This window comes from Arcicella rigui, from assembly GCF_034929435.1.
In the GTDB taxonomy this organism is placed as follows: Bacteria; Bacteroidota; Bacteroidia; order Cytophagales; family Spirosomataceae; genus Arcicella; species Arcicella rigui.
In genome coordinates this window covers 134,195-145,955 of sequence record NZ_JAYFUM010000019.1, presented here as the reverse complement: position 1 = coordinate 145,955, position 11,761 = coordinate 134,195, and the positions used below count along the sequence as shown (strand labels likewise).

The window sequence follows — 11,761 nt, the reverse complement described above, 5'->3', positions numbered from 1 at the left end:
GATAGCGTTGACCTTGACCTCTACGTGGGTCTGAAAGGCTTTTAAAAAAATCATTAATCTCCATTACAAAATATTATTTGGACAAAATTAATAAAATATCAGAACTTAACAACCCTGCTACTGAGAGGGGGGCTTTAAACTTGAAAGGCTGCTCCAATTCTCAATGAGAGCTACGACTCAAACAAAAATTTGCAAATATCTAATAATCAGAAACATAACCCATTCAAAAGCTCCCCTTCTCTGCAGGAGAAGGGGCTGGGGGATGAGGTTTACCCATTCAAAATCAAATCCGCTGCTTTTTCTGCTACGGCTATCACGGGGGCGTTTGTGTTTCCTGCTATTACTTCTGGAATTACCGACGCATCTACTACTCTTAGCCCTGCGATTCCTCTTACTTTCAAGCCTTCTGGCGATACTACTGCCATTTCATCAATACCCATTTTGCACGTTCCGCAAGGATGATACACTGTTTCACAAGCGTTTTTGATATGCTCAATCAACTCTTCGTCTGTATCAGATTTTGCTGGAAAATTTAGTTGCTTGCCTATTCTCAAATGGTCAAAAGCTTCCGACAAAAGTACTTCTTTTGCTTTTTTCACACCACGCAGTAACGTTTGCATGTCTTCTGGATTTGAAAAATATTGTGGGTCAATCAGCGGAGCGTCTAAGGGATTATTTGAATGTAAACCTATAAAACCTCTACTTTTAGGTTTCAACAAAGTCGGTAAAATAGTAAAACCTTCTGATTTCGGTCTGCCGTCAAAATCATGAATATCATAGCCCCAAGCAGGCGAAAAATGAAATTGAATATCAGGGCGGTCGAGTCCTTCTTTGGTTCTTACAAAAGAACAAGCTTCCAGTGGACTTGAAGTAAGCGGGCCTTTTTTCTGAATAAAGTATTTCAATACATTCTTGAAATTCAAAACGGTATTATAAGAAGTATTTTTCAGCGAACCCAAGACGTTCATATTGACAAACAAATGATCGGAAAGGTTTTGTCCAACGCCTTTTAAATCTAAGCGACAATCAATCCCGAAAAGCTGTAAATAATCAGCATCTCCAATGCCCGAAAGCATTAATATTTGCGGACTTTGAAATGCTCCAGCCGACAAAATCACCTCTTTGGCTACCTCCAAACGCTCTGGATTTTTTGACTTTTCTTGCAAGTACTCCACTCCTACTACCGCATCGTTTTTATACAATAATTTTGTAATGTATGCCCTCGTAATCACTTTTAAATTCGGGCGATTGAGGACAGGTTTGATAAATGCCGCAGCCGTAGAAACCCGTTTGCCATCTTTAATCGTAAACTGAAATTTCCCTGCTCCTTCTTGCGTACTCCCGTTAAAATCAAGATTTTCGGGAATCCCATTTTGAATATTGGCTTGTACAAAAGCCTCCGCCAATGGCGTAATATATTGATTATGAGCCACATTCAACAAACCACCCCGACCATGAAATTCATTTTGAAATTGCTGATTATCCTCTGATTTTTTGAAGTAAGGTAACATCGCTTGATAATTCCAACCCTTATTTCCCCAACGTTCCCAATCATTATAATCCTCCCGATTGCCCCGAATATATGCCATGCAATTGATTGCACTGCTACCGCCCAAAGCCTTGCCACGAGGCTGATACATTTGGCGATGATTCACATAAGGCTGTGTTTCGGTATAAAAATTCCAGTTTACCTTCGTGTAATTCAGGGCAGAATAGGCAGCAGGAATCTGAATTTCCAGCTTGCGGTCGTCGCCACCTGCCTCCATTAACACTACTTGAATCTTGGGATTTTCAGAAAGACGATTTGCCAACACACAGCCAGCCGAACCCGCCCCGATAATGATATAATCTGGTTTCATATTGTTTTTGGAATTAATCAATTATGCTTAATAAACATTGGTAAAATTTTGTAAAGTGTAATAACAAGCATCAACTAAATCTCAAAAAATCCCTTTGATAGTTCTTACTTTTCTTGCCTTGATGCAAGAAAAGTAACAAAAGAAAATCAAGAAATTCCGAAACTCGCTTCGCTCAAACAGCGGAATTTCATAAAATGCTTACGCAAGATTTCCAATAAATTATTTAATAGCACGTATTTTAGATTTTACCCACAATATCCTTAAATTCCTTGGGCTATGCAACGATTTGGAATCTCATTTCTCAATTTAATTTTCTATATTTAATCCATTGAAAAGCAAGCCCATGAAAATAGAATACAAAGAAGGAGAACTATTAGAATTTAACGAAAACGGAGACACCAAACTATTTGGTTTAGACTACACCGAAATGGTATATGTAGAAAAAGGAACTTTTAATATTGGGGATAATAATTCTGGTATTGAAAATGAAAAGGAAGCTACCATTACTTTTAATAATAGCTATTTTATAGGCAAATATCCTGTGACGCAAGAGTTTTATGAATATATCAAAGGAGAAAATCCATCACATTTTAAAGGAAAATATAAACCAGTAGAAATGGTTTCTTGGAATGATATATATAAAGGAGTGGATTCTTTTTTAAAGCAATTAAATAATAAACTCAAAGAGGAACATCCTTCTCTAAATGGTAAATTTTCATTACCCTCAGAAGCCCAATGGGAATACGCAGCCAGAGGAGGTAAAGCTTGGGATAATCCTGATAAATTTTTATATGCAGGTAGTAACAATATCCATGATGTATCATGGTTTGATGAGAACTCTAATGCTCAAACCATGCCAGTAGGACTAAAACAACCTAATAGATTGGGAGTTTATGATATGTCTGGGAATATTTTTGAATGGTGCATTGATAATTATGTAGAAGATTACCAAAAGATACCTAATAATGGAGAGGCTTATCAGCAATCAGCCACTATGCGTGTTCTTCGTGGCGGTCGTTGGTACGATCAAGTTGAGTTTTGTAGAGTAGCCTTTCGTAAATACTACTATCCAGACCGTCGTATTGGCAGTGATGGCTTTCGGTTAGTTTTCCTCCCAGTTTAAACCAAGAAATTTATCTTTTGTTGAGCTTTGAGTGTAGTAGAGGAAAGAGTAGTAACCAATTAATAGAAGGACCAACCTAAGTACAAAATTTATATGCAAAGTCTTGAAGAATACCTAAAAAGAACAGGTTTTATCAGAATAACTGACAATATTGACCCAATTAAAATTACACTTAGTGAAAAATATGATTTAAGATACTATTTTGATAATAATCGTCTGGGCTTGCATGTAAGTGGTGCAGTAGAACGAATTGATGCTCAAGAAGTATTCGACTATAAAAGTATTAGTAATTGTTTAGAAGTTTTATATATATCAAATACTTTACTCAAAGAGGTAATTATTGATGGTAGAAAATTTCCAAAACTTAAATATGTTAATTTAAGTCAGAATGTAGCTTTAAACAGAATAATATTAAAAAACTTATCTTCTCTTGTAGAACTAAATACCCATCACTGTATCAACCTTCAAGTGTTACATCTTGAAGGTAGTTTTTCTTCTTTACAAAAATTTGATACTTCCTACTGTATCATTGAAGATATAGTTTTACCTAAGCAATTATCCGCCTTATGGTACTTTAATTTTGCTCAAAATCGTATCAGTGATACAACCTTCTTAAGGTTTATTACTCAAAAAACTCCACTTACAATTGATTATCTTTTTTGGAGAAATAATCCTTTAACAGAGAGTTTAATCAATACTTTAGAAAGAGGTGATATTGAAGTTTTAAAAGCTTATTTTGGAGAGGAAGAAGAGGAGGAGGAGGTAATTGGAGAGAAAGAGGTAAAAAGAAAAGAGAAAAAAGAGTTGGTTTCGATTTTTCGGAAAAAGCTTATTCTACTGGGCAATACGCAAGCAGGCAAAACAAGTCTTTGCAATATACTTTTAGATAGTGACAAAGCCGATGGTTCAAGTACGCATGGTATTAATATTTTTACTTATGAACCCGAAAAAGATAAAGTTATCCAAGTCTTTGATTTTGGCGGACAAGATTTTTATCATAATGCTCATCTCTCTTTTTACAGTATTAATGCCAATTATTTATTGGTTTATGGCAACGGACAAGAAGATATATATGACAATATTCCAGCCAAAGGAGAAGGAGAAGTCATTAGAGAAGACGATACTTTCCCAAAGCATTATTGGCTAAGTAGCCTAAATAGCAATTTACGAATATCTGGACAAGACAAAAATCAGGATATTCATAGCCTATTTCAACAAAAAAATATCAAATTAGCTTTATTAGAAAACCTAAAAGAAAATAAGAAAGCCCAAAGACTTAATCAAAAAAGCTTAGAAGAGGAATTTGTTGCCACAGAATTTTGGCATTTTCCACTACGAAAGATAGACGGGACAAAACTTAAAGATTCAAATCATATTAAAACAACCATAGACAAATGGCTTTTAGAAGATATTCGTCAGGATCAATTAAGGCAAGATATTAAAATGTTGGGTGAAAATATTCAAAAAGAGAATCCAACCAATGCGATTGTAGATAAATCTGCATTTTTAAATGAGGACCGAGAACAAATCTCTGAGATTGAATTAAAATTATTACACGATAGCTATTATATTTTTCTCTGTGAAACCAAAGAAGGACAAACAATTCCAAAGGATTTAGCAGAAAAAGTAATTGTTAATTTAGCCTTGTTTAGTCAATGGATTTATGCCATTTTGAATCTTAAAAACTTATTGGGAAATGGATATTTTAATAAAAATGATGCTGAAAAATGGCTTGTTGCCAAAGAATATAATAATGCCTTAGCACATCTTGATTTTATCATTGCTTTTCTACTCCATGAAAAAATGATATTTCAAATAGGTGGTGAGCATTATCTCGTTCCACAATATTTATCTGAGCCGAAATATCCATCAGAGATTTTATTATTAAAATTATTTCAAGACCCTTTTATAAAATACGAGTTTACAGGTTTTTATCATACTCAATTGCTTACAAGTATCATTGCAGAGTTTTTTCAATTCATAGCCAAAGAAAAAGTAGAAGATAAATTTCAATTATTGGTTTGGAAAAATAAGGTGATTCTGTATTTGGAAAATGCAACAGAAAGTCATAATGCGATGAATCCCTCCTATTTGTTATTGATAAAATTTGGAATTGTGAATCAAAAACCAAGTTTATCATTATCAGCTATTCATTCAGATTCATTGAAAGATAATCTTGTACTAAAAAATATCATGCAGTTTATTGATGATTCACTCAATAAAAAAGTAATCAAACACAATAAGCTTATCAAAGCACCTAATAACCATTATATCAATGCCAAGCTTTTAAATGAAGATGCTATTGATACCAAAGGAAATAAAAGTGATTTAGTATATGATAATTTCACTAAATGTTTTTACCGAAAAGGAGATTTCCCTCTCTTTGTTGACCCAGAAAAATATCCTATGAAAAAGATTTTTATTTCCTATTCAAAAAGTGATGTGAAGTACCGTGATGAATTTAAAAAGCACTTTTATCCGCTCAAAAGACAAAGTTTGATTGATACTTTTGATGATTCTGATTTAGGTTTTGGTGAATGGAATTCTGTCATTCTCAAAAAAATTGAAGAGTGTGATATTTTTGTTTGTTTGGTAAGTATTGATTTTCTAAACACTGGCTATATAATTGATACAGAGTTACCTCATGCCCTAAAACACAAAAAAGAAATTGTACCAATCAAAATCAGAGATTGCGATTGGAGTGATTTTATTATTCAAGAAAAGGACAATGAATCCATTCGATTAGGACAATTTAACGTTGCTCTCAAAGCAAAAGCGATAACGCTATTTGTCGATAAATCAAGCGAAAGCGATGCAAGACAAAATACAACAGAAGAAAGAGATGCTATTTGGACAAATGTGGTAAAGCAATTTAAAGAGGCATTTTTTAAGGCTTGATTAAAAGAGATTTGGGTTTTCAGATTTCGGAAATTGAATAAAATGACTTTGCTTTGATAATGTATTTCAAAAAAGCCGTTGGATAAATCCGAAATCCGACACCTGAAATCCGAAAGCAACAATTTTCATAATTCATATCTAATCTTCAAACATTTCTCCTCGCCTGTACAATATGACGTTCATTATGTGCCGTTAAAAATTGATAGACATCGCCCAGTTTTAAACGTATCAAACGAGTAATCGAAATTGGAATACGAATGGCATTCATATCGGTTGCTACACTGGCTTTCAGCAGTTTCAAAAGTGTTTCTTGGTGTTCGATAAACTCGGCAACTACGGTATATGCGTCTAATTCCACCACAGGACTATGGTCTTTGAATGCCTTCATTTTACTCATTTTTTCTTTGGGTTCCATCAGTTGCGTAAAGTACGCACCCAAGTATGAGCTTTTGAATTGTAAGTTTGTCCCTTTTTTACGCTGATTCGCCAAGCCTTTCTGAATAGCTGGCAAATAATATCGACTATAAGTATTGAGGTGTTCGAGGCATTGGGCGATACTCCATCCGCCATTGCTGGCAGGTTTCAGCAATAGACCTTCATCAAGGTTCTGAAAGCTTTCAATACTTTCTTTTAAATGAGCTTCTACTCGGTTTTCTAATTGAGCAATCAATACGCTGTTTTCTATACTTTTCATCTTCGGAATGTTTTTTAGGAGGCTTAATTCTTGCTACAAAGTTGAAGCTTTGTCTTTTGTAAAATCTTGGTAAATACCAAGATTTGCTTTTCCTTCATCAAATTCGATAATTTTTACTTAACAGATTAGCCATTCCGAAAAAGCTAAAATGTCAATAGCTTTTCAGAAATTTGCAAAGAATCATATAATTGTCCTATTTTGAAGTATAAACCTTAAAAATCCCATGAAAGTCTATCTCTTTTCTATTCAGCAAAATCATTTCCGCTCTTTGTTGGGCTTATTGCTCATTGGCATTTCACTGGCATTTACTTCTTGTAAAAGTAGTAAAGCCGTAGTGAACAATACCCAAACGCAGACCGTAGCCGTGAAGCAAGATAAATTTGTTGAAATCAGTATCAAGTCTATCGAGGCATTGGATTTGGAAGAAGACCTTAGTTTTGCGGATGAAATTACGCTTACTTATTCGCTTACTTTGTTGGACGATAATAAAAAAATCATGAAGGCTGTCAATGCCTCTTGGGGTGTTGAAAGCATCAAGAAGGGAGAAATTATCAAAGGAGATAAATTCAAAAAACTTGAAATACAAGTACCCGAACAAGGGAAATTATTGTCGTCGGTGATACTGATGGAAATTGACGATTATCAAAAAGCGGTAAGTACCGTGAAGAAAATTAATGAGTTGGGAGGTTTGGCAAAAATTCCTGCCACCATTATCAATATTGCTGAATACGAAACGCCTTTGGCTGTTGTTTTCGCCAGTCTTCAAGCAGCAGGTTATGGGTTGAAAATTGCCGAGCAGTACGATAAAGATGATTTACTCGGACAAAGTAGTTTTGAACTAAAATTAGACAGCCTAAACCCTACCCAAAAAATCTATCCCGTGGTGTTGAACTTCGAGGGCGAGCATTTTAAAAACACATTTCGCTATAAAATTAATTATGAGTTAAAAATTCGATAAAAAATGATTTTTTAGCCCTTATAAATCACTATTAAACAGACATTTTAACGTTTATCTACATTTTTTAATAGAATGTAAATACTGAAATGCTGGGTTTTTATTTGTATTTTTGTTGGCTTAGTACAATAATTTAACCATTAAATAGTTATTCTAATTACCATTTGCACACTCAGAATATAGATTACTGAGGCGTTTTGATTGGTTATTACAAGTTTGAGATGTGATATTTCAAACAAAAAGATTGAAAATAATGAATAAATCACTAATCAGAATATATGGGCTAATTGCTTCTTTATTGATTATTGCGAATATTTCCAATGCTCAAAATGACAATTATGCTATCAAAATAGGAAATAGAAGTATAGATGCTAAAGAGTTTACACAAACCTACCGTAAGCTACAACAAAGCGATAGCGTAAGAAAAGATAACCAAAAGGAATTTTTAGATAATTACATCAAGTATAAACTGATGGTTTACGCCGCCGAACGTATGGGAAAAGATACCACTCGTGCGTTTCGTGAAGAAATAGATGCCTACCGCAAAGAATTAGCCACTCCTTATTTAGTTGACAAAGCCATCCTTGAGAAACTCATTCAAGAAACCTACGAGCGAATGCGTGAGGAAGTAAGAGTAGCTCAGATTTTCATTCCATTAGCCAAAAACGCCAGTCCTGCCGATACGATGGCAGCCTACACTGAGCTAAAAAATATCAGAGCAAAAATTGTTAAAGGTGATTCATTCGAGGCAATGGCGAAAGCCCATTCCAAAGATAATCTTTCTGCCATCAAAGGAGGCGATTTAGGCTTTATCACTGTTTTAGACAATAATTATACTTTTGAATCTGCCGTTTACAATACACCAAAAGGTGAAATGTCAATGCCTTTCCGCACCAGCAAAGGCTATCATTTGATTAAAGTATTAGACAGACATTCATCAAGAGGAAAAGTAAAATTAGCTCATATTCTTATCAGCCTTGCTCCTTCTGCAAGTTCGGATGAAGGCAATGTAGCCAAGAAAAAAATTGACGAAGTTTATACTTACCTAAAAAATGGTGAACCATTCGATGGCGTTTGCCGAGTATATTCAGAAGATATAAGAACCAAGAACAGTGGAGGCGTAATTAACCGTTGGTGGGATGCAGGAGCTTTGATTGACGAAAAAATTGTTGAAGCAGTTTTTGCTTTGAAAGATAAAAGCGAATTTACTGTACCCATTCAAACGTCTTTGGGCTGGCATATTTTCAGATTGATTGACAAAAAAGCTTTGCCCAAGTACGATGAAATGGCCCCTTTTATCCGTCAAAAAATTAATTCAGACCTTTCCAGAAATGCCATCATCAAAAATAATTTGGTAAAACGCTTACAGAAAGACAATAACTACCAAGAAGCCATTTCTGTAAAACAAGAAGCCATTGATAATTTCTATAAAGATAGAATTGGTTCGGAAGATTACCTTTCAAAAGCCGTTTTCACTATCAACCAAACACCTTCTACGGTCAGAGATTTTTATAATTTTGTTACCAAAAATCAACGTCAATTAGCCAAATTAAAAGCCATTGACGAAAAAACGCCAGAAGATTGGTACAATCTTTTTGTTGAAAATCAGAATCTTCGCTACGAAGAATCAAATTTAGAAATTAAGTTTCCAGAGTTTCGTGCAGAGGTACAAGATTACAGAGAAGGCATTTTACAAAAACAAATGTTTAATGAGTATGTCTTAGAAAAATCTTTAGATTCATTAGCACAAGTAAAATTTTACCAACAAAATATCGGACAATACGAATACACACACCGAGTATTCGCTAAAGTACTGACCACCGAACGTAGAGAAACTATGGAACAAGCCAAAGTTTTACTGGCTAAAGCTCCGTTCCCGATGAACCGCAGATTCCCAGACATTTATTTTGAAAAAGATAAATCTACTTTCTCGCCCGATGCTCAGAAAATGCTCAATGATTTAGGGATTATTTTACTAAAAAATAGAGATTATATCGTAGAAGTAACTGGCAATTCTGACCCTGAAGAACAAGAAAACGTTTCGGCAGATAGAGCCAGAAAAGTGGTTAATTTTTTGATGAGTAATGGTGTTTCGCCTACACGTATCATCGAAAAAGACGATAGTAAATTCAAACCTGTTTCAAAAACAGACCGCAGTAAAAACAGTAGAATTGGCATTAAGTTTTACTCCAACTCGATGGACGATGTTGTAAAACGATTCAATGCCCTAAAACCCAACAGCCTTACAGCCGAAGAAGGGTATTTTAAAAAAGACGAAAACGAATACTTGAATAATATTGCTTGGGAAATTGGTGAAAGAAGTTTTGAATCGAAAGGTAGATTTGTTTGGGTGAATATCCAGAAAGTTGAAGAACCACGTACCAAAACTTTCAAAGAAGCCCGTGGACAAGTAACCAAAGATTACCAAAAAGTATTATTAGAAAACTGGGTAAATGACTTGAAAAACCGTTATCCAGTACTTACAAACGAATCGGTACTCAACCAAATTCTTGATTAAATCAAACAATTTGTCTTTCAAACTTTAATCTTAACACTTTTTAACGAAGAAGCAGTGTAAGATTAAAGTTTAAAAAAGCTTATCTTTGTCTATCGCCGTACTCTAAGTTAGCATTGTGAATTGTGAGTAATGAGTTTTGAGTTTAAAATATTGATATACAAAATTTTAACTTATACAATAAAATTATTCTCTTCTTCATTGACTATTAGCATAGCCTAAAATTGGGTAGTACGTTTCATATTAAAGTTAATTTTTAGATGAAATTTTCAAAATTCTTCATTTTTGCCTTTTGTACAATACTTTGTCAATCCTTAATGGCTCAACAAAAGCTTGTGATTGATAAAATCATTGCCAAAGTAGATAATCACTACATTTTACAGTCGGAGTTAGAAGCACAAGTACAACAAAACGCACAACAGGCAGGTGGGCCATCACGTTGCCAACTTTTTGAAAGCTTAGTTGTAGGAAAAATGATGTTGGCTAAAGCCGAGATTGACTCTGTAATTGTGGATGACAAAAGAGTAGAAACCGAACTAAATTCCAGAATGGAACAAATGGAACAGCAGTTTGGCTCACAAAAAAATATTGTTGAAGCTTATGGCAAAACGATTTCATCTTTGAAAGACGAACTTCGTGCCGCCATTAAAGAACAGCTGACCACTCGTAAAATGCAAGAAAAAATTACGAGCGATGTAAAGATTACACCGAAAGAAATCAAACGTTTTTATGATGCTATCCCCAAAGATTCACTTCCTTATATGCCTTCGGAAGTAGAAGTTGGACACATCGTAAGATTAGCAAAAACGACTAAAGCACAAAGACAAGAGCTTTTGAGTAGATTAAGAGACTACAAAAAAAGAGTAGAGAATAATAGTGATTCTTTTGAAGAATTAGCCAAATTGTACTCAGAAGACATTGGTTCTGGAAAAAGAGGTGGAGATTTAGGTTTTGCAAAGCGTGGACAAATGGTTGCTCCTTTTGAATCTGCTGCATTGAAATTGAAACCAAATGAGATTTCTGATGTTGTAGAATCTGAATTTGGTTTTCACTTAATTAAATTGCTTGAAATTCGTGGACAAGAGTATCACGCTTTACACATTTTATTAAGACCAGACTATCAGCGTCTTGATTTAGCTGAACCAACTCGTTTCTTAGATAGTATCAAAGTTTTGATTCAAAGAGATACTTTGAAATTTGAAAATGCTGCGAAACTATACTCTGAAGACAAAGCAACACAAGACAATGGCGGAATGCTTACAGACCAACAAAGTCGCTCGGTACGAATGGCTTTAGATGGTTCAATGGAATCAGGTTTATACTTTACACTTGACACCATGAAAGTAGGAACAATTTCTGCTCCAATGCCTTACAGAACAGAAGATGGACGTTCGGCTGTGAGAATTTTGTATTACAAAGCAAAACATCCACCTCACTTTGCCAATTTAGAAGACGATTTCCAAAAACTATCTTCTTATGCTTTAAATCGTAAACGAAATAATGCCATAGAAAAATGGTTTACTACGGCCAAAAACGATGTTTTTATTTACGTAATTGATGAGTACAAGGCTTGTAATGTGATGAAAATCAACGACCAGTGACCTAATGACCAGTAAAAACTCGAAATAATCGTAATTAAGTACATCATTTTAGAAAAAAATATTTAGATTTAGTAAGTGTCAGGTAATGTTCTATTATCCTGACACTTTAATTTTAT

7 protein-coding genes are annotated in these 11,761 nt (G+C 34.4%); 5 read left to right on the top strand and 2 right to left on the bottom strand.

Annotation, left to right across the window (positions count from 1 at the left end; all coding sequences use genetic code 11):
* Window positions 1-269: 269 nt before the first annotated feature.
* Entirely contained in the window at window positions 270-1,859 is a 1,590-nt protein-coding gene (locus VB248_RS16085; RefSeq protein WP_323297822.1) for a GMC family oxidoreductase, read from the bottom strand.
* 343 nt (window positions 1,860-2,202) lie between these two features.
* On the opposite strand from VB248_RS16085, the gene VB248_RS16080 reads away from it, so the two are divergent.
* Together VB248_RS16080 and VB248_RS16075 are read left to right on the top strand one after the other, a co-directional pair.
* Window positions 2,203-2,982 (top strand): formylglycine-generating enzyme family protein, encoded by a 780-nt coding sequence (locus VB248_RS16080; RefSeq protein ID WP_323297821.1) that lies wholly within the window; start codon window positions 2,203-2,205, stop codon window positions 2,980-2,982.
* A 93-nt stretch (window positions 2,983-3,075) separates the two neighbouring features.
* Window positions 3,076-5,880: a hypothetical protein gene (locus VB248_RS16075; protein ID WP_323297820.1), complete on the top strand. Its 2,805-nt coding sequence runs from the start codon at window positions 3,076-3,078 to the stop codon at window positions 5,878-5,880.
* A 145-nt stretch (window positions 5,881-6,025) separates the two neighbouring features.
* On the opposite strand, the gene VB248_RS16070 is transcribed toward VB248_RS16075, so the two are convergent.
* The gene (locus VB248_RS16070) at window positions 6,026-6,574 is read right to left on the bottom strand and encodes a DinB family protein (protein ID WP_323297819.1); all 549 of its coding nucleotides are present in this window, start codon (window positions 6,572-6,574) and stop codon (window positions 6,026-6,028) included.
* Window positions 6,575-6,797: 223 nt separating this feature from the next.
* Here VB248_RS16070 and VB248_RS16065 point away from each other — a divergent pair, with 223 nt between their 5' ends.
* The 3 genes from VB248_RS16065 to VB248_RS16055 all read left to right on the top strand — a co-directional run bounded on the left by VB248_RS16065 (window position 6,798) and on the right by VB248_RS16055 (window position 11,645).
* Window positions 6,798-7,532: a hypothetical protein gene (locus tag VB248_RS16065; protein ID WP_323297818.1), complete on the top strand. Its 735-nt coding sequence runs from the start codon at window positions 6,798-6,800 to the stop codon at window positions 7,530-7,532.
* 250 nt (window positions 7,533-7,782) lie between these two features.
* Window positions 7,783-10,047, top strand: a complete 2,265-nt coding sequence (locus VB248_RS16060; RefSeq protein WP_323297817.1) for a peptidylprolyl isomerase — start codon at window positions 7,783-7,785, stop codon at window positions 10,045-10,047.
* Between the two features lie 314 nt (window positions 10,048-10,361).
* Entirely contained in the window at window positions 10,362-11,645 is a 1,284-nt protein-coding gene (locus VB248_RS16055) for a peptidylprolyl isomerase (RefSeq protein WP_323297816.1), read from the top strand.
* The last annotated feature ends 116 nt before the right edge of the window (window positions 11,646-11,761 follow it).

Bases quoted from the DNA above. Each gene is read 5' to 3' on its own strand.
- VB248_RS16085 (WP_323297822.1), bottom strand. From the start codon at position 1,859: ATGAAACCAGATTATATCATTATCGGGGCGGGTTCGGCTGGCTGTGTG.
- VB248_RS16080 (WP_323297821.1), top strand. From the start codon at position 2,203: ATGAAAATAGAATACAAAGAAGGAGAACTATTAGAATTTAACGAAAAC.
- VB248_RS16075 (WP_323297820.1), top strand. From the start codon at position 3,076: ATGCAAAGTCTTGAAGAATACCTAAAAAGAACAGGTTTTATCAGAATA.
- VB248_RS16070 (WP_323297819.1), bottom strand. From the start codon at position 6,574: ATGAAAAGTATAGAAAACAGCGTATTGATTGCTCAATTAGAAAACCGA.
- VB248_RS16065 (WP_323297818.1), top strand. From the start codon at position 6,798: ATGAAAGTCTATCTCTTTTCTATTCAGCAAAATCATTTCCGCTCTTTG.
- VB248_RS16060 (WP_323297817.1), top strand. From the start codon at position 7,783: ATGAATAAATCACTAATCAGAATATATGGGCTAATTGCTTCTTTATTG.
- VB248_RS16055 (WP_323297816.1), top strand. From the start codon at position 10,362: ATGGCTCAACAAAAGCTTGTGATTGATAAAATCATTGCCAAAGTAGAT.